21 protein-coding genes are annotated in these 18081 nt (G+C 71.0%); 15 read left to right on the top strand and 6 right to left on the bottom strand.

Annotated elements, in window-relative coordinates:
- The first annotated feature begins 32 nt into the window (after positions 1-32).
- The 3 genes from ACO03V_RS05085 to ACO03V_RS05075 all read left to right on the top strand — a co-directional run bounded on the left by ACO03V_RS05085 (position 33) and on the right by ACO03V_RS05075 (position 1961).
- Complete coding sequence (locus ACO03V_RS05085) at positions 33-539, top strand: sigma-70 family RNA polymerase sigma factor (protein WP_387053626.1); 507 nt, start codon at positions 33-35, stop codon at positions 537-539.
- Positions 536-1222, top strand: a complete 687-nt coding sequence (locus tag ACO03V_RS05080) for an anti-sigma factor family protein (RefSeq protein ID WP_423136844.1) — start codon at positions 536-538, stop codon at positions 1220-1222. The genes ACO03V_RS05085 and ACO03V_RS05080 overlap by 4 nt, the downstream gene beginning before the upstream one ends.
- A gap of 193 nt (positions 1223-1415) precedes the next feature.
- A complete protein-coding gene (locus tag ACO03V_RS05075) occupies positions 1416-1961 on the top strand; it encodes an MOSC domain-containing protein (protein WP_423136843.1) in 546 nt (181 codons plus the stop codon).
- Between the two features lie 54 nt (positions 1962-2015).
- Here the strand turns inward: ACO03V_RS05075 and fbaA are convergent, their stop codons facing one another.
- A complete protein-coding gene (gene fbaA / locus ACO03V_RS05070; protein WP_423136842.1) occupies positions 2016-3044 on the bottom strand; it encodes a class II fructose-bisphosphate aldolase in 1029 nt (342 codons plus the stop codon).
- A 188-nt stretch (positions 3045-3232) separates the two neighbouring features.
- On the opposite strand from fbaA, the gene glpX reads away from it, so the two are divergent.
- Together glpX and ACO03V_RS05060 are read left to right on the top strand one after the other, a co-directional pair.
- A complete protein-coding gene (gene glpX / locus ACO03V_RS05065) occupies positions 3233-4219 on the top strand; it encodes a class II fructose-bisphosphatase (RefSeq protein ID WP_367726415.1) in 987 nt (328 codons plus the stop codon).
- A gap of 223 nt (positions 4220-4442) precedes the next feature.
- On the top strand, positions 4443-4652 hold the full coding sequence (locus tag ACO03V_RS05060; protein WP_367726416.1) for a UDP-N-acetylmuramyl pentapeptide phosphotransferase: 210 nt from the start codon (positions 4443-4445) through the stop codon (positions 4650-4652).
- Positions 4653-4681: 29 nt separating this feature from the next.
- Here ACO03V_RS05060 and ACO03V_RS05055 read toward each other — a convergent pair whose 3' ends face one another.
- Positions 4682-6037 carry a DNA recombination protein RmuC gene (locus ACO03V_RS05055; RefSeq protein ID WP_423136841.1) on the bottom strand — a complete coding sequence of 452 codons (1356 nt, stop codon included), beginning with the start codon at positions 6035-6037 and terminating at the stop codon, positions 4682-4684.
- 99 nt (positions 6038-6136) lie between these two features.
- Positions 6137-6730: a 3'-5' exonuclease gene (locus ACO03V_RS05050; RefSeq protein WP_423136840.1), complete on the bottom strand. Its 594-nt coding sequence runs from the start codon at positions 6728-6730 to the stop codon at positions 6137-6139.
- Positions 6731-6941: 211 nt separating this feature from the next.
- Here ACO03V_RS05050 and ychF point away from each other — a divergent pair, with 211 nt between their 5' ends.
- The 6 genes from ychF to ACO03V_RS05020 all read left to right on the top strand — a co-directional run bounded on the left by ychF (position 6942) and on the right by ACO03V_RS05020 (position 12212).
- The gene (gene ychF, locus ACO03V_RS05045; protein ID WP_423136839.1) at positions 6942-8015 is read left to right on the top strand and encodes a redox-regulated ATPase YchF; all 1074 of its coding nucleotides are present in this window, start codon (positions 6942-6944) and stop codon (positions 8013-8015) included.
- A gap of 88 nt (positions 8016-8103) precedes the next feature.
- Positions 8104-9282, top strand: coding sequence for an SIR2 family protein (locus tag ACO03V_RS05040; RefSeq protein ID WP_423136838.1), 1179 nt, complete (start codon positions 8104-8106; stop codon positions 9280-9282).
- A gap of 97 nt (positions 9283-9379) precedes the next feature.
- Complete coding sequence (locus ACO03V_RS05035) at positions 9380-9697, top strand: hypothetical protein (protein WP_423136837.1); 318 nt, start codon at positions 9380-9382, stop codon at positions 9695-9697.
- Positions 9698-9732: 35 nt separating this feature from the next.
- Entirely contained in the window at positions 9733-9933 is a 201-nt protein-coding gene (locus tag ACO03V_RS05030) for a hypothetical protein (protein WP_423136836.1), read from the top strand.
- An 86-nt stretch (positions 9934-10019) separates the two neighbouring features.
- Positions 10020-10694, top strand: a complete 675-nt coding sequence (locus ACO03V_RS05025; protein WP_423136835.1) for an SDR family NAD(P)-dependent oxidoreductase — start codon at positions 10020-10022, stop codon at positions 10692-10694.
- Between the two features lie 66 nt (positions 10695-10760).
- Positions 10761-12212, top strand: coding sequence for a glycoside hydrolase family 28 protein (locus ACO03V_RS05020; RefSeq protein ID WP_423136834.1), 1452 nt, complete (start codon positions 10761-10763; stop codon positions 12210-12212).
- Positions 12213-12354: 142 nt separating this feature from the next.
- Here the strand turns inward: ACO03V_RS05020 and ACO03V_RS05015 are convergent, their stop codons facing one another.
- Entirely contained in the window at positions 12355-13008 is a 654-nt protein-coding gene (locus ACO03V_RS05015; RefSeq protein WP_423136833.1) for a class F sortase, read from the bottom strand.
- Between the two features lie 2 nt (positions 13009-13010).
- Positions 13011-13724, bottom strand: a complete 714-nt coding sequence (locus ACO03V_RS05010; RefSeq protein ID WP_423136832.1) for a CHRD domain-containing protein — start codon at positions 13722-13724, stop codon at positions 13011-13013.
- A 209-nt stretch (positions 13725-13933) separates the two neighbouring features.
- Between ACO03V_RS05010 and ACO03V_RS05005 the strand changes: the two genes are divergently transcribed.
- Together ACO03V_RS05005 and ACO03V_RS05000 are read left to right on the top strand one after the other, a co-directional pair.
- Positions 13934-14461 (top strand): sigma-70 family RNA polymerase sigma factor, encoded by a 528-nt coding sequence (locus tag ACO03V_RS05005; protein WP_367726426.1) that lies wholly within the window; start codon positions 13934-13936, stop codon positions 14459-14461.
- A complete protein-coding gene (locus ACO03V_RS05000; RefSeq protein ID WP_423136831.1) occupies positions 14445-15146 on the top strand; it encodes a hypothetical protein in 702 nt (233 codons plus the stop codon). Before ACO03V_RS05005 ends, ACO03V_RS05000 begins: the two co-directional genes overlap by 17 nt.
- A gap of 91 nt (positions 15147-15237) precedes the next feature.
- Here the strand turns inward: ACO03V_RS05000 and ACO03V_RS04995 are convergent, their stop codons facing one another.
- Positions 15238-16554 carry a D-alanyl-D-alanine carboxypeptidase family protein gene (locus ACO03V_RS04995; RefSeq protein ID WP_423136830.1) on the bottom strand — a complete coding sequence of 439 codons (1317 nt, stop codon included), beginning with the start codon at positions 16552-16554 and terminating at the stop codon, positions 15238-15240.
- Between the two features lie 225 nt (positions 16555-16779).
- Between ACO03V_RS04995 and ACO03V_RS04990 the strand changes: the two genes are divergently transcribed.
- Both ACO03V_RS04990 and ACO03V_RS04985 read left to right on the top strand, forming a co-directional pair.
- The gene (locus ACO03V_RS04990) at positions 16780-16950 is read left to right on the top strand and encodes a CsbD family protein (protein WP_423136829.1); all 171 of its coding nucleotides are present in this window, start codon (positions 16780-16782) and stop codon (positions 16948-16950) included.
- A gap of 132 nt (positions 16951-17082) precedes the next feature.
- A complete protein-coding gene (locus ACO03V_RS04985; protein ID WP_423136828.1) occupies positions 17083-18030 on the top strand; it encodes an aldose 1-epimerase family protein in 948 nt (315 codons plus the stop codon).
- Positions 18031-18081: the final 51 nt, after the last annotated feature.

Genomic DNA, 18081 nt, shown 5'->3' with positions numbered 1-18081 from the left:
GCGCTCGGACGACAGGACGCGGGGAGGACGGCATGGCCCGTGACGACCACGCGCGCCTGACCGCGCTCTACGACGCCCACGCCGCCCCCGTCTGGCGCTACGTCGTCAGCCTGACCGGCGACCACGCCGGGGCGGACGACGTCGTGCAGGAGACCCTGCTGCGGGCGTGGCGCACCCCGCGCGTCCTGGCCGACGACCCGTCGAGACTGCGCTCGTGGATGCTGACCGTCGCCCGCAATCTCGTCATCGACGAGGCGCGCAGTGCGCGCAGACGTCACGAGCATCCCGTCGACGAGCTGCCCGAGACCGCCCGGGACGACGACACGGATGCCATGTTCGACGCCCTCCTCGTCGAGGAGGCGCTCGCGACGCTGACGCCGGACCACCGGGCGGTCATCGTGTCCGCGTACTACGGCGGCCGCAGTGTGGCGCAGGCCGCGGAGGAGCTCGGCATCCCGGCGGGCACCGTGAAGTCGCGCCTGCACTACGCGGTGCGAGCGCTGCGGCTGGCCCTGCAGGAGCGGGGGGTGACGCGATGAACGGCGAGCACGAGCGGCTGGCCGACTGGGACGGCGCCTACGTCCTCGGCGCCCTCTCGTCCGTCGAGCGTGCCGAGTACGAGGCGCACCTGGAGACCTGCGAGCGCTGCCGTGCGGCGGTCGCCGAGCTCGCCCCCACGGCGGGCCTGCTCTCGCGGCTGCCGGCCGAACGCGCGCGTGCTGTCGAGTCGACCGTGCCCCCGGCGCCGGACGTCGCGTTGCGCGGCCGCGTGGTGTCGACAGCGCGCCGCCGGCGCGTGCGGGCACGGGCCCTGTGGGCGGGGGCCGTCGCGGCGGCCGCGCTGGTCATCGCCGTCCCGAGCGTGGTCGCCGCGAACCTGCCGCAGCCGGCCGGAGCCGTCTACGCGTTGGACGACGTCGCGGGAGCGCCGCTGGAGGCATCCGTCAAGCTCACCTCCGTCGACTGGGGGACGAGGATCGACCTGGTCTGCGAGTACACGGGCGAGGTGCTGGACGCGCCGCCCGGAGGCTGGCCGTACGCGCTCGCGGTGACCGCCGACGACGGCGCCACCACGGTGCTGTCGACCTGGCGGGCCGGACCGGGGTCGACGACGGAGCTCAGCGCCGGCACCGACCTCGCCTCGGGGCGGATCGAGTCCGTCGAGATCCGAACGCTCGACGGCGGCCTCGTCGTCATGCGCACGGAGCTCGCCGGGTCCTGACCTGCGGGGCGGTGTATCCCACTTCGTGCAGGGTTGGGGGCTGCTGGTCGCACATCGTGGGACACGCTGAGCGGTGTGCGGCAGGGCGTGTCCCACTTCGTGCAGGGTTGGGAGCTGCTGGTCGCACATAGTGGGACACCGCTGCCGGCTGGCGGCGTCGGGAGCGGGGCGCGGAAGGTCGTAGCATGCTGGCATGCCGAGCCTCCTCGCCGTCTGCGCCGTCCACGCCCTGCGTCCCGACTCCGGCTCGGTCGGGGTGACGGCGATCGACAAGCGTCCGCTCGACGGGCCGGTCCGGATCGGCCCGCTCGGCGTCCGTGCCGACGTGCAGGCGAGCCGCAAACACCACGGCGGACGCGACAAGGCCGTCTACGCCTACGCGCAGGAGGACGCCGACTTCTGGTCCGCCGAGCTGGGTCGAGAGCTGCCGCCGGGGTGGTTCGGTGAGAACCTGCGCGTCGACGGCCTGGACGTCAATGCCGCGCGCATCGGCGAGGTGTGGCGCATCGGCGGCACGGTCGAGGTCGAGGTGACCATGCCCCGCACGCCCTGTGCGACCTTCGCCCGATGGGTGGGCGGATCCGCGGGGCGGGGATGGGTGAAGCGCTTCTCCGACGAGGGACGTCTCGGCGCCTATCTGCGCGTGCGTCGTGCGGGGGAGGTCAGGGCGGGGGATGCCATCGAGCTCGTGTCCTCGCCGGGGGAGGCGCAGACCGTGCTCGAGATGTACCGCTCCTAGGCGCACCGACGACGAACGCCCCGGCCGGAGCCGGGGCGTTCGAAGAAGGGGACGTCAGCTCTGGGACTGGCCGTAGGAGCCGAGCTGCTTCGTGGCCTCGACCACGCGGACGGCCATGGCCGACTCGGCGACCTTGCCCCAGGCGCGGGGGTCGTACTGCTTCTTGTTGCCGACCTCGCCGTCGAGCTTCAGCACGCCCTCGTAGTTCGAGAACATGTAGCCCGCGATCGAACGGGTGAAGGCGTACTGCGTGTCGGTGTCGATGTTCATCTTGACGACGCCGTTGGCGACGGCGAGGGCGATCTCCTCGTCGGTCGAGCCGCTGCCGCCGTGGAAGACGAGGTCGAGGGGCTTCGGACCGGTGCCGAACTTGGCGGCGATGCCCTCCTGGATCTCGCCGAGGAGCTCGGGGCGGAGCTTGACGCCGCCGGGCTTGTAGACGCCGTGCACGTTGCCGAAGGTGAGGGCCGAGATGTAGCGGCCGTTCTCGCCCAGGCCGAGGCGCTCGACGGCCTTCGTGACGTCGGCGACGGTCGTGTATAGGGCCTCGTTGGAGCCCTCGTGCTGGACGCCGTCCTCTTCGCCGCCGACGACGCCGACCTCGATCTCGAGGATCGCGTTGATGTTCTTCATGCGGGGGAGCAGCTCCGCCGCGATGTCGATGTTCTCGTCGAGGGGAACGGCCGAGCCGTCCCACATGTGCGACTGGAAGATCGGGTTGCGGCCGGCCTTCACTTCTTCCTCCGAGGCCTCCAGCAGCGGCAGGACGAAGCCGGGGAGGGCGTCCTTCGGGCAGTGGTCGGTGTGGAGCGCGACGGTGATCGGGTAGTTCTTCGCGACCTCGGTCACGTACTTGGCGAAGGCGAGGGCGCCGGTCGCGCGGGCCTTGACGGTGTGGCCGGCGAAGTAGTCCGCGCCGCCGGTGGTGACCTGGAGGATGCCGTCGGAGCCGGCCTCGGTCAGGCCCTGGAGCACCGAGTTGATGGTCTGCGAGCTCGAGACGTTGATCGCGGGGTACGCGAAGCTGCCGGCCTTGGCGCGGTCCAGCATCTCGGCGTACTGCTCAGGGGTGGCGACGGGCATGGAGGTGCTCCTTGGTCGTGATCGGGACACGGTCACTCTAGCGAAGCAGCCAGGAAGTGCCGCTCGCGACGTCCCCACCGCCCTGTTTTTCCGGCGCTTCTGCTCGAACGGAAAGAACGGCGATTCCTTCACGTCTCAGGCCGCAAAATCTCGGGGATCTGACCGCCACTCTGGCTAGGGTGGGCGTCATGGTGAGCCTGACCTCCGACATGTCCCCCCTGCACCCCGACCGGAACCTGGCTCTCGAGCTGGTGCGCGCGACCGAAGCCGCCGCCATCCGTGCGGTGCCGTTCATCGGCCGCGGCGCGAAGGAGGCCGCGGACGGTGCAGCCGTCGACGCCATGCGGGCGTTCTTCACCACCGTCAACTTCGACGGCACGATCGTCATCGGCGAGGGCGAGAAGGACGACGCCCCCATGCTCTTCAACGGGGAGCAGGTCGGCAATGGCCGCGGCCCCAAGTGCGACGTGGCGGTCGACCCGATCGACGGCACGTCGCTGACCGCGGCCGGACGGCAGAACGCCCTCTCGGTCATCGCCGTGTCGGATCACGGGACGATGCTGGACGCTTCGACCGTCTTCTACATGGACAAGATCGTCACCGGACCGGCGGGTGTGGGCGTCGTCGACATCCGCCTCCCGATCGGTGAGAACATCCGGCGCCTGGCCGACGCCCTCGGCAAGCCGGTCGATGAGATCGTGGTGTCGGTGCTGAACCGTCCGCGTCACGAGAACCTCATCCGCGAGATCCGCGAGGCGGGGGCCGGTACGCGGCTCATGAGCGACGGCGACGTCGCCGGCGGCATCAACGCCGCGCGGCACAACGCCCGTACCGACATGTGCGTCGGCATCGGCGGCAGCCCGGAGGGCATCGTCACCGCCTGCGCGATCAAGGCGCTGGGCGGACACATCCAGGGCATCCTCTCGCCGCGCGACGACGAGGAACGGCAGCGCGGTCTCGACGCGGGTCTCAAGTTCGACGAGGTCTACGAGGCGGACGACCTCGTGCGCGGCAAGAACACGATCTTCGTCGCGACGGGAGTGACCGACGGTCAGCTCGTCTCGGGCGTCCGCCGTGAGGGGGACTTCCTGTACACCGAGAGCGTGGTGCTGCGCAGCGCGTCCGGGACCCTGCGCCGCATCTCGTCGGAGCACCTGACCTCGAAGTGGCTCTGACCACGCGGCGGATCTGACCGGCGGCGGCCGACGCCCGCGGCCGGGGCCGGGCGCCGAACGGCGCTGAGAGACCGGGCGCCGGTCGACGCCCGCTGCCGGCACCCAGATACAGCCGGGCGTGTCGTGACGCAAGCGTGACCGCCTCTTTCGGACCCCTCTGGCAGAATCGTGTGCAGTGTCAAAGGCGACGCTGTGTTCTTTGAGACCCGAAGGGGAATCGTCCATGGCTGCTCCGACGAATCAGACCGCGCCCCAGACGGGCGCGCAGAAGGTGATCGCAGACGCTGTCGACCCCGCGCGTCGCCCGGACGTTCTGCTGCGCGTACGCAAGCACGAGGGCTACGAGGTCAACGCCTGGTGGCTCGTCGGCGCCTTCGTCGGCATCTCGGCCGCCGTGGTCAGCCTGCTGAGCTGGGTCCCCGGCGGCGCCTGAGCCGTGCCGGCCGCGGTGCTGAGCCGCGGTCAGTCGTCTCCCTCCTGGACTCGCGTCCGCACCTCGCCGAGGTCGGCGAAGGTCAGAGTCTCGGCGGGGCCCTCGACGTTCGTGCCGCCCGCCGCAGCTCGGAACGATGTCGCGTCCGCGCCGTCGAGCAGGGATTCCTCCAGCAGTTCCGGCGCCGCCCACCGCCGCGGAGTCGCCTCGAGCGCGGGCGGTGGCGTGGTGGCATCCAGTTTGGTCTCGTCGATGCCCGGGAACTTCCGCGCCGTGACGAGGACCCGCGACTCGAGCGAACCGGCGAAGCGGTTGTAGCTGTCGACGGTGCGCTCGAGTGCGCGTCGCAGATCGCCGGCGTGACCGGCGAGCACACCCACGCGCTCGTAGAGCTCGTTCCCGAGGGCGAAGAGAGCCCGGGCCTCGTCGGAGACGTCCTGCTGCGTCCAGGTGAAGGCGACCGTCTTGAGGACGGCCCAGAGGTTGACGGGCGAGGCGAGGGCCACGCGCCGGGAGAACGCGTGGTCGAGCAGCGTCGGGTCCTCCTCCAGCGCGGCTGACAGCAGCGACTCGCTCGGCAAGAAGCAGATGACGAACTCGGGGCTCGCGTCGAGGCCCGCCCAGTACGTCTTGCGGGCGAGGGCTTCCACATGACCGCGGACGGCCTTCGCGTGGCGCCCGAGGAGCGCCGCCCGTCGTGCGCCGTCGTCGCCGACCGCCGTGACGGGGATGGCACTGGCCTGCAGATACGCGTCCAGGGGGACCTTGGCGTCCACGGCCAGGGACTTGCCGCCGGGAAGCCGCACGACCATGTCGGGGCGACCGCTGCCCGCGTCCGAGGTGATCGAGGACTGCAGGTCGAAGTCGACGTAGCGCGTGAGGCCCGCCGCCTCCACGACCCGCCGCAGTTGCGTCTCGCCCCACACGCCGCGGGTGCTGCCGGAGCGCATGGCGGAGGCGAGGGCCTCGGTGGTCGCGCGGAGCGACTCGTCCGACTCGCGCGACAGCCGTAGCTGCTCACCGAGTGCGGTGTACTGCTCGACGCGGTCGCGCTCGAGTCCGTCCACTTTGCGCTGCATGTGCTCGAGGGTCTCCCGCACCGGGTCCAGCGCACGCAGCACCGTCTGCTCGCGCCGCTCCCGCTCCTCGCGGGCGGCCTGGTCGGCGCGCGACTGCCCGACCAGCTCGCGGTACAGGCCGACCTGATGGTCGAGCTGGGCCTGGAGTCCCGCGCGCGCCGCTTCGGCGGTGGCCGCGCGAGCCGTCAGCTCGTGGCGGTCGTCCGCCGTCCGGGTCGCGGCGCGGGCGCTCCCGAGGAACCATCCCGCGCCGGCTCCGATGGCCAGCGCGAGAAGCGCGACGAGAACGAGGAGGAGTGCGTCCATGGGCTCAGCATGCCCGGGCCCTCCGACATCCGCGGTGCCGCCACGGCCATTCGGGGAGAAGTGAGCGCGATTCCTCGCTGTGGAAACGCGGTGGAGGATTCAGGCGACGGCGCGCGCTGCGGCCGGAACCTCGATCTGCGCCACGCGGACGCCCAGTGCCGCCGCGAGGGCGAAGACGTCGTCCGCGCCCGCGCGCCGCGCGCAGTCGATGGTGATCTCAGCGCAGGCGACCGCGTCGGCGAGGGCGTCGTGGTGCGCGAACGGGGAGCATCCGGCCTCGGCCGCGACCAGCGGGAGGCGGTAGGAATCCAGCGTGTACGTCTTGCGCGACATCTGAACGCTGCAGAGGTACCGGAACGACGGGCAGTCGTCGCCCGTCGCGGCGCAGGCGCGGCGCAGCACCGACATGTCGAAGCCGGCGTTGTGCGCGACGAGGACGTCGTCGCCGGCGAACGCCTTCAGCCGCGCGAGCTGCGCGCTCCAGTCGGGGGCGTTCGCGACGTCGCCCGGGCGGATGCCGTGGATGCCGATGTTGATGGGCGCGAAATGGTCGTATCCCTGCGGCGGCTTGATGAGCCAGGCGGCGGTGGCGACGACGCGTCCGTTCCGCACGCGGGCGAGTCCTACGGCGCAGGCCGAGGCGCCGTGGGAGTTCGCCGTCTCGAAGTCGATCGCGGTGAAGTCCAGGGCCACGGATTCACCCTCCCCGGGACGACCGGCTCGGAGTCCGAGGCGCGCCGAGCATCCTGCGATGTGGTGGCCGTGGCATCCATCCGAGGCGATGTGGGCGTAGGCGAGGGGAGGGGATGCGGCGGAGGGAGGAGGGTTCGGGGTGGAAAGGTCCTCCCATCGCGTCATCTCCTCCGTCGGGCGACGGCGCCGGGGCCGGGTAACCTGGACTCCCGTGGCTCTTACCATCGGAATCGTCGGCCTTCCCAACGTCGGAAAGTCGACCCTGTTCAACGCCCTGACCAAGAATCAGGTGCTCGCGGCGAACTACCCGTTCGCGACGATCGAGCCCAACGTCGGGGTCGTTAACCTTCCCGATCAGCGCCTCGACAAGCTCGCCGAGGTCTTCAGCTCCGAGCGCACGGTGCCCGCGGCGGTCTCGTTCGTCGACATCGCCGGCATCGTCCGGGGCGCGAGCGAGGGGGAGGGCCTGGGCAACCAGTTCCTCGCCAACATCCGGGAAGCGGATGCCATCGCCCAGGTCGTGCGCGGATTCGCCGACGACGACGTGGTCCACGTCGACGGTGCGGTGAACCCCGCGAGCGACATGGAGACCATCAACGCCGAGCTGCAGCTCGCCGACCTCCAGACGCTGGAGAAGGCGATCACGCGGTACGAGAAGGAGGTCAAGGGCAAGAAGCTCGACCCCTCCGTGCTCGACGCGGCAAAGGCCGCGCAGGACGCCCTGCAGCGCGGAGTGCTGCTGTCGGCATCCGGTCTCGACCTCTCGCCGATCCGCGAGCTGGGCCTGCTCACCGCCAAGCCGTTCATCTTCGTCTTCAACGTCGACGAGGCCGTGCTCACCGACGCCGCCCGCAAGGCCGAGCTCGAGGCGCTGGTCGCCCCGGCGAAGGCCGTGTTCCTCGACGCGAAGATCGAGTCCGAGCTGATCGACCTCGACCCGGAGGATGCCGCCGAGCTGCTGGCCTCCACGGGACAGGACGAGTCCGGCCTGGACCAGCTCGCCCGCATCGGCTTCGCCACCCTCGGCCTGCAGACCTACCTGACGGCCGGGCCGAAGGAGGCCCGTGCCTGGACCATCCCGCAGGGCGCGAAGGCGCCGCAGGCGGCGGGCGTCATCCACACCGACTTCGAGAAGGGCTTCATCAAGGCGGAGGTCATCTCGTTCGAGGACCTCGTCGAGCTCGGCTCCGTCGCGGAGGCCCGCGCGAAGGGCAAGGCCCGCCTCGAGGGCAAGGAGTACGTCATGCAGGACGGCGACGTCGTGGAGTTCCGCTTCTCAAACTGATTCGGGTTCAGTGATTGTTTGGGTTGAGGTGAACGAGAAGCGCCGCCGCTGTAGACGGGCGGGCGGTTGGTCGTGCTAGACACCAAGAGTGAAGAGTTTCCTTCTTGGCGCAGGCGCATCAATTGATGCGGGGCTTCCAGGTAGCTTTGGCCTCACGCGAGCTGTCGCGGACTACATCGACGGCTCCTCCGGCCACTTCTATGTTCGCGCCCTCCTGCACGGCGTGATCGGTGCGATGGTGCAACATGACACCGGACGCGGCAAGAGCGCGTTCGAAGGAGTGGACGTTGAGCGGGTGTTCGCCGCGGTGAAGGCGCTGAAGGACCGCGACTCAATCGACCTGTCGGCCTTTGTTGAAACGTGGAATCGGAATCTGGACGCGTCGAACGGTCGTGTCTCATTCCCCGGTTTCTGGGCGCGCAACTTCAAGAAGGCATTACTTGACACGTGGGATCACAAGGTTGAGAGCGAGTTCGAGGCAGGCGTTCGAGCTGTAGTGCAAACGTCGAACGGAGACCTCTTTGAGCAACTAGAGTCCGCGATGCTCGATGCCCTGATCCATATCCTGCGCGCTGATGAGAGCCGCGTTGGATACTTCGAGCCGATGATCAAGGCTGAGTCGCTCGCTGGCATCGCCACACTGAACTATGACCTTGCTGTAGAGAAGGCATCTCACGCGGCTGGCCTGACAGTGGACACCGGCCTTGAAACGTGGCGGGGAGGCTACGAGTGGGAGTGGGCTACCCCACAAGCGGACGTCAGGCTCCTGAAGCTGCACGGATCACTTGACTACGTCTTGGGGCAGGGCGAGCAGGACGGCGAGAGAGTGCCCGGAGATCGTCTCAGCAACTTCGGCGAGGATCGCCAGGGGCGGCTCGTTGGCGGAGTGCCTGCCATGGTGTTCGGTCAAGGGTCGAAGCTGCGCTCAGACGGACCATTCCTCGCCATGCTCGTTGAGTTCGATCGGTTGCTCTCTCAGACGGAGTGGCTGACAATCGTCGGCTACTCATTTCGAGACGACCACATCAACGCGGCTCTGACGCGATGGCTGAACGGACACCGAGCCAAGAGAATATCGGTCATCGATCCATCGCTCGCCAGTTGGAGCGGTTCGGGATGGGATCGGCGAGGCCCCGACTATTGGTATTACCTACAGAGAGCGACGCGCGCACCAGAGCCTTATGAACTACACTCGTGGACTCCCATCGAGTCCGACTTTCTTCCCGAGAGCGCAGCAGCCGGGCTGGCCCAGCTCCACGGGAGTTGATGACCAGCCTGATGCCCCACTGTGACGCAACCTGGTGGAGTTCCGCTTCAACAACTGAGGCATCACGGCCGGTGCGTCGGGCTGACATACTGACCGCGTGGCTGACCTTCTCGTCGAGATTCACGTTCCGCTGACGCCGATCGACGTCCCGGACGGTGACGACCCCTTCCCGTGGATCGACACCGTCATGGAGTTCCTCTTCGACCTCGAAGGCTCGTCGCGGGGCGAGATGTACGACGACGGCGAGGAGCTGGGCGACGAGTACCTGTTCTTCGTCCACAATGCCACTGAGGCGGATCTCATCGCGGTCGCGCGGGAGGTGGCATCCCTTCCGGGTGTCCCCACCGGGGTCTACGCCACGGTGACCGACGCCGACGCGGACATGGGCGGCGGCCGGCGCGTCGACCTCGACTGACGTGCTGCGTGTCAGGGCCACCGACGGTGGCTGACGTGAGGGAACTCCTCCGGTCCTCGTTCCGGTGGATCACCAACCTCGTCGACGATGAGTCCTGCGCGGACGTCACCGGCTGGTGGCGCGACGCGGAAATCCTCGAGCACGTCCGGCCGGCGCTCCTCGACCTGTTCGGCGACGAGCAGCCGACGGTCGTCCTCGGCGTCCGCTGTCCACCGCAGAGCGGGGAATCCTACTAGGTGCCCGCCGGGCGGGGACTCCCGTCCGGGAATGTCGGTGACCGCCTCTAGAGTCGCCGTACCGCCATCGCACGAAGGAGTTCACCATGCCCGTCATCGCCATCATCGGCGCCGGTCCGGGGCTCGGCGCAGCCGTTGCACGCCGCTTCGGCCGCGAAGGTTTCTCGATCGCCCTGATCGCGCGCGATCTCGCGAAGCTCGACAGCATCGTGGCGGCGCTGGGTTCGGAGGGCGTGACGGCCAAGGCCTACTCGGCGGACGTGCGCGTCCCCGCCGAGCTGGAGGACGCCCTCGGGCGGGCGGCCGCGGACCTCGGCCCCGTCTCGGTCCTGCAGTACAGCCCGCTCCCGTCCCGCGACTACCTCAAGCCCGTCCTCGAGCTGACCCCGGAGCTCGCGACGGAAGCCGTCCAGTTCTCCCTGCTGGGCCTCATCTCGTCCGTGCGCGCGGTGCTGCCCGCGATGCGTGAATCGGGGGACGGCAGCATCATCCTCATCAACGGCGGGACGTCGGTGAAGGCACGCGCCGGTTTCGCCGGCACCTCGGTGGCCTTCCCGGCCGAGAGCGCGTACGGCGAGATGCTCCACGAGGCCCTCGCGGACGAAGGCGTGCGGGTCGCTCAGCTCGTCATCCCCGGGGCCATCCCGCGTCTGCAGCTGCCCAACGGCATCGACGACGTCGCCGATCGCATCTGGGACCTGCACACCACGCCCGGCGACTTCCGCACCATGCTCATCCCGCTCGAAGAGGGCCGCGAGTAGGAAGCTCCCCGCCCGTCGAGGGCGTTCGCAGGGTGCGCGCATAGACGCCGGAGTCACGATCCTCGCGTGCGTCTGCGTCTTGTCACGGTCGTCCTCCTCGGCGGCGTCCTCGTCCTCACGGGGTGCGCCGCGCCGGTGCCGCCGGGTGGGACGGCCACCGGCGATCGCCGCGACGTGTCGGAGCCGGCCGCCCCGTCCGAGACGTGCGCGACCGTGCCGGCCCAGCTGACCCTCGCGAACGGCGAGGGCACGGACGACCAGGAGCACGACCCGCCCGACACGGTGCGGCTGCAGCAAGCGCTCGACTCGTGCGCGCAGGGTGACGGCGCGGTCGTGGCCGTCGAGCTCGCGGCATCCGGTTCCTCGTCCGACTTCCTCAGCGGACCGCTCACCGTCCGAGAGGGGGAGGTTCTCGTCGTCGATCCCGGTGTGACGCTGTCCGCCTCGCGGAACCCGGCCGACTACCAGATCGACGGGCACCCCGCGTGCGGGACCATCGGCGGCTCGGGCGATGGATGCCGGCCGTTCCTGACACTGGCCGGCTCGCACGCCGGGCTGGCCTCGAAACCGGACGCCGCCGACGGATCACGCGGCCGGATCGACGGCCGGGGCGGCGCGACGATGCTCGGCTCCGGGCAGAGCTGGTGGGACCTGTCGGCGGCGGCCAAGAGCGGCGGGTCGCAGAACGTCCCGCGCCTCGTGCAGGCACGGCACGTCGACGACATCACCCTGCACGACATCGACCTCATGGATGCCGCGGGCTTCCACGTGTCGTTCCAGGACGGTGACGGGCTGACCGTCTGGGGCGTCCGCATCCGCACGCCCGCGACGGCGCGCAATACCGACGGGATCGACCCGGCCGGCGCGACGGACGTGACGGTCGCCCACTCGTGGATCATGGACGGCGACGACGGCATCGCCATCAAAGGGGGCAGCAGCCCGTCGGCGCACATCTCGATCATCGACGACCACTTCTTCGGCACGCACGGCATCTCCATCGGCAGCGAGACGACCGCCGGAGTGAGCGACGTGCTCGTCGCCGACGACATGGTCAGCGGCACGGACGCCGACGGCGCCGCAAGCGTCGCGTCGGCGGCCATCCGCATCAAGAGCTCGGCCACGGCCGGCGGTCTCGTGACGGACATCACCTACCGGAACGTGTGCGCGGATGCCGTGAAGGCGCCCATCGACATCGACGCGGACTATGCGAGCGGCACGGGCTCCGCCACACCGCAGTTCACCGACATCACCATCGACGGGTTCCGTTCGTCCGACTCGCCGCCGAGTGCGACGTCGACGTTGAGGGGGCTCGACGCCGCGCACCCCCTCGGGGTGACCGTCGCGGACACGTCTGTGGACACGGCCCGTGTCGACGCGGCGTACGCCGACATCACCACGGCGGGTGCGACGTTCGGCGGTGCGGCGTTGCCGACGTCCGGTCCCGGCGTGACCGTGACGGACGCCCCCTCCGCGGGCACTGCGCCGACGTGCACCTTCCCGTCGTACCCGACGCCTTGAGTCAGCGCCGCTCGCGTGCCGCCGTCCCGCCGGCGGGAACAGTCCCCGATAAACGCTCCCTGCACTTATAAACGCGCGCACCCTGCGTTCATCAGTGCAGGGAGCGTTTATCGGGAGGAGGAGACCCCGCCCGGACCCCCGTTCACACCCGCACTGCGTAGACCACCCGGTTGTCGACGTACGACCCGGCCTCGCGGTCGAAGATCCCGCCGCACGTGATGACGCGCAGCTCGTCCTGCGCGGTCGCGCCGAACACCCGCGCCGTCGGGAAGGCGGCTTTGGGGTAGTCCGCCGTCTCGGTCACCCGGTACGTGTGCAGGGTACCGGTGGCATCCCGGACCTCGACGACATCGCCGACGACCAGTTCCTTCAGCCGCTGGAACACGGCCGGACCGGTGGGCGAGTCGACGTGCGCCGCGATGACGGTGGGGCCGGTGCCGCCGGGCCGACCGCCGCCGGTGAACCAGCCGACCTCGTCGTAGTCGACGGGCACCTCCATGCCGCCGTCCGCGGCGATGCCCAGCGGGATGAGCGGCTCGTCCAGACCGAGGGCCGGGATCGCGACGCTCGTCGGCTCGGCGGCCGCGGGGGGAGTGGGCTCCGCGGGCGGGACCGCCGGCGAGGAGGAAGGAAAGGGGGATGCCACCGGCGCCTCAGCCGCCGGCGACGGCGCTGCGTCGGGTGCGGTCGACCCGGCGCACCCCGCGCACGCCCAGACGGCCGCCAGCGCGAGCACGAACGCGGTGCGCGGCGGCCGCCCCCCAAAAGCGGACCGCTGCACACCGCGCCGTGGCATCGTCACCGCGTCGCGGAGGGACGGCGGCGGTTGAGAAGCAGCGCGGTCGCGACCGACAGTCCGACGACGCCCGCGGCGGCGGTCAGGCCGACGGCATCCATCTGTCCTCCGGCGGAGCCGCCGGCGCCGGTGTCCACACCGCCGACGGGGATGGCGCTCAGCTGACCGCGGACGACGCCCGCGGGGAACGCCGTCGTGTGGGAGTCACCGGTGAAACCGGCGGGGTCCGCCTCGATTTCGGCGAGCGAGAAGCCCTCGCCCGTGTCGACGCCGTTGGCCTGGACGCCCGTGGTGAAGGGGCCCTGCAGGCAGCCCGACGACGTGCGCGGACCGTCGCCCACGGGAGCGGGGTTCGGGAACGCGATGCGCGGGGGACCGGGCTGTCCGGCCGCCGCCTCGTGGATGTGCGTCGCCGTCTTGGCCGGGCTCTGGTAGTCGCCGCTGACGCCCTCCAGACGGATGTCGTAGCAGATGATCTCCTCGTCGGAGTTGATGCGGAACGTGAACGTCCCCGTCGCCCCGCTCTCGCCCGGCGTCGCGACGCCGTCGTTGTTGATGACCTGGTCGGGGGTCGCCATCACCGTGAAGGCGCTGGTGAACTCGGACGGCTCGGCGACCTCCGTCTCGGCGTGGGCGGGAGCGACCCCGACGGCGAGCATCGCCGCACCGGCGAGAGCGCCGATTGTGAGGGGGCGGGCGTACGTCTTCTTCGTCATCGTCGTGCCTTTCGATCGGGACGCTCGTCGTCCGGTTGCAGGGTCTACGTCGACAGGAGGCCCAGCGTTCATCGACATCGCGAAACTTCTCGATGAACGCGTGCGCCCCCGCCGACGTATCCCCTCGTGAGGCCGTCGCCCGGCGGCCGATAGCCTCGGAAAGGGCGACGGGGATGACGGGGTCGGCCGCGAGACGCGAGGAGAGCCGCATGCACGCCCGCCGCGGGAGCACGCGCGAGTTCGACGTGCGCCGCGCGTTCGACGAGAACGGTGCGGCCCTGCTCGGCTACGCGGTGAACGCCCTCCGCGACCGCCCGCTCGCGGAGGACTGCGTGCAGGAGACGTTCCTGCGCGCCTGGCGGGCGCGCTCCCGCTTCGACCCGGCGCAGGCGTCCGAACGGACGTGGCTCTTCGCGATCGCGCGCAACGTCATCGTCGACGCGATGCGCGCCCGGGCCCGGATGCCGATCATCGGCGACGACGCCGAGCTGGAGAGCCGCGCGGCCGACGCCGTCGACCCGCTCGAGCGGCTGCGCATGCTGGAGTCCCTCGCCGTCCTCAGCGAGGCGCATCGGACGGCCGTCGTCGCCGTCCACCTCCACGGCCGCACGTACCAGGAGCTCTCGGATGCCACCGGCGTCCCCGCCGCGACCTGGCGCACTCGGACCTTTCACGCGCTCCGCGCGCTCCGCACGCATCTCGAAGGAACGGAGGGGTCAGATGCGCACCCCCGATGACCGCTGGGCCGACCTCGCCGCCGCCGCCCTCGCCGGCGAGCTGAGCGAGAGGGAGGCCGCCGAGTTCGAGGACCTCCGTCGCGCCGATCCGGCCCGCGCCCGTGAGTTCGCGGAGCTCGACGCCCTCACACGCCGCCTCCGACAGGGGGATCTCACCTGGACCACCCCGCGCGACACCGGCGACCTCGGCGCCCGCATCGAGGCCTCCCTCGCCCGGGAGGAGGGCGTGCTCTCGGCACGGGATGCCGCCGGCTCCCGACCGCGTCGCCGGTGGATGCTGCCCGCGGTCGCCGCCGCCTGCCTCGCCGTCGGACTCGTCGTGGGGCTGACGGGGCCGGGGGTTCTGTCACCCGTGCCGGCCGGGCCGCCCGGGACGCTCGGCGCGGTCGAGGCCGTCGAGGTGAGCGAGGACGCCGGCGGGATCGTCGTGGACGCCGATGTCGTCGCCCACACGTGGGGCACCGAGGCCTACCTGGAGGCGGAGGGGCTGACGGTCGGGGCGACTTACGAGCTCGTCTTCGTCGGCGCGGACGGCGGCGAGTTCTCCGCTGGGGAGATCCTCGGCTCGGAGGTCCCCATCGTGTGCCGCATGAACGCGGCGGTGCTGCGTGAGGACGCCGTGCGGATGGAGCTGCGCGACACCGCGCGGACGGTCGTCGCCCACGCGGACCTCCCGACGGTATGACGCGCGCCGACGGTGCGACGTGCGGCGCCGACGGTGTGACCCGCGCCGCCCGGTTCGGCGCCGACGGCGCGAAGCGCGCCGCCCGCCGCGGCTAGCCGAGCGCTTCCGGATGCGTGAGGCGCCACAGCGCCGTGGGCGGCTCGATCGCCCCTGAGATCTGCACGTCGGCGGTGGCGGTCTCCGGTCCCGCCGTCCAGGTGAGCGTCCCGATCACCTCGCCGTCGGCGTACTCCACCGGGTCCCGGTAGTCGAGCACGACCTCGACGGGGGTGTCCGACCAGGTCAGGATCGACGCGGACCGGCCGATGACGATGTCGGCATCCGATCCCCAGGGCGTCGTGACGGTGCCGAGCGACCGGCCGACCTCGGCGACGGTCACCTCGTGGAAGCCCGCTTGGATGCTCCCGAGCAGGGATGCCACGGAGGCGGTGAGCGAGTCGCGGCTCTCGGCCCCGGTGGTGACCCCGGTGATGGTCAGGGGCGCGCCGACGCCCACGTCGAGCATCGCCCGGTAGACCAGCAGGTGGGTGCCGGGTCCGAGGTTGCCCGTCTTCAGCCCGGTGACGCCGTAGCTGCCGAGGAGGCCGTTGGTGTTGACGACACGGCCCGCCGCGCCCGCCTGCGCGACGGGCTTGGCGACGATCGAGGCGACGGTCTGCTGAGCCGCGGCGATCCGCGCCAGCGCGAGGAGGTCCGACGGCGTGCTGACGTTGCGGGCGCTGTTGCCGGTCGGCTCGACGACGACGGTGTCGCGGAGGCCGTTGCGGGCGAGCCAGTCCTGAGCCCGGGCCGCGAAGGAGCCCGTCGAACCGAACGCCCAGGTCGCGACCGCCTCGGCATAATTGCTGGCCGACGGGACGAGCATGGCGGTGAGCGCGTTCCGCAGCGTCATCGAGCTGTTGCGCGGCATGGGCGCGATCGTCGCCCCCATCGCGTAGTACTTGTCGTACAGGTCCTCGTCGGCCGCGTCGAACGTCAGCGTCGGTCCGTTGTCGGCCGGACCGTCGAAAGGGTACGCCTCCAGGACGACGAGGGCGGTCACGAGCTTCGTGACGCTGGCCAGGGGCTGGACGTCGTTCCCTCCGGTGGCGGCCCAGACGCCCGCGGCATCCGGACCCAGGAACTCCTCCGCCCCCTCCACGCTGATCATCGCCGCTCCCTGCGTGGGGAGCGCCAGGGCCACGCGCTCGCCGACCGGCGCCGGGGGAGCGGTCACCGACAGGGCAGGGGATGCCACCGGCGCCGTCAGCGCCCACGCGGTGTAGCCGCCTCCGCCCAGCAGCAGGAGCAGGACGACCACGAGGAACGCGATCACCCCGCCTCGGCCGCCGCCGCGCCGGTGCTCCCGGGACGGAGGCGCGTTCCAGACGTCGTCGAACGCGACGAGCTCCGCCGTGTCGCGGCTCATCGGTGCACCGTGCCGGTCATCGTGTCCCCCTCCACGGCCCGCCCGGGGGCGCGGACCGTCATGAGGGCAGTGTCCGATCCGCCCCGAACCTCACGCCCGCCCCCGGATCGACCGTATCGCTCTTCCTCACGGCATCTCGAAATTCAAGCCCCCCCTCCGGAAGGCGACGCCCGACCTACCGTGAAGACCTCGGGAGATACCTGGACCGTAACGGGAGGAGCCGACATGGGACTCGACGACAAGATCAAGAACGCTGCTCAGGACGTGGCCGGTAAGGCCAAGGAGGCCTTCGGCAAGGGCACCGACAACGGGCGCCTCGAGGCGGAGGGCAAGGGCGACCAGACCGAAGCCCACGTCAAGAAGGCCGGCGAGAACGTCAAGGACGCGTTCAAGTAAGCCGCACGATCTCGAATGCCCCGACCGCTCGCCCGGTCGGGGCATTCGTCTGTTCCGGCGGGCCGTGGTCGGCTGCGCCGTTCCGGCGGGCCGTGGTCGGATGCGGTCGTCTGCGCCCGAGATAATGGCGGGATGACCGATGTCGCTCTGTCCGGATCCCCTGTCGTCCTCCGCGCCCACGGCTACGAAGCCGCGATCGCGAGCGTCGGCGCCTCTCTGCGCTCGCTGCAGCACGAGGGCCGCGATCTCGTCGTGCCGTTCGCGACCGACGAGCTCCGGCCGAACTACCGGGGGACGACCCTCGCGCCCTGGCCGAACCGCGTCGTCGACGGCACGCACCGCTTCGGCGGGGAGGAGCTGCAGCTCGCGCTGACCGAGCCGGACCGCGGCCACGCCCTCCACGGTCTGCTCTCGTGGACGGACTGGGACATCGTGGATGCCACCGACGACGAGGCCACGCTGACGGCCACCGTCCCCGCGCAGGCCGGCTACCCCTGGTGGGTCGAGGTGCGGACGACCTTCCGCCTGGGCGCCGACGGTCTGACGCAGACCGTGCGTGCGACCAATCTCTCCGCGGCGCCCGCCCCGTGGGGCACCGGCCCGCACCCCTACCTCGTGGCCGGCGACGGCGCCCTCGACGAGTGGACGCTCGCGCTCCCGGCCGACACCGTGCTCGAGGCGACACCGGACCGCCTGGTGCCGACCGGGCTGGCATCCGTCGCCTCCGACGCCGACCGCTTCGACTTCCGCGAGCCGCGCGTGCTCGGCGCGGTCGAGATCGATCACGCCTACACGGACCTGGTTCGGGATGCCGACGGCCGGGCGACCGTCGTCGTGACCTCTCCGGCGGGGACGGGTGTGCAGATCTCGTGGGACGGCGAGTGCCCCTGGGTGCAGATCCACACCGCCGACCTGCCCGCCGGTCCGGGCACGCCCGGCCACCGCGCGGGTCTGGCCGTCGAGCCCATGACGTGCGCCCCGGACGCCCTCAACGCCGACCGCTACGACTACGACGCGGGCCTGATCGTCCTGGCGCCGGGTGCGTCGCACGAGGCCGGCTGGACGATCTCCGCGCGCTGAGCCGGGTCCGCCGCCCCGACGCCATCGCGCCGGGGCGGCTCCCGTTCGATG

It is taken from the genome of Microbacterium sp. HMH0099, assembly GCF_049384025.1.
GTDB lineage: Bacteria > Actinomycetota > Actinomycetes > Actinomycetales > Microbacteriaceae > Microbacterium.
The sequence above is the reverse complement of the archived record's forward strand: the minus strand, read 5'-3'. Positions and strand labels throughout refer to the sequence as shown.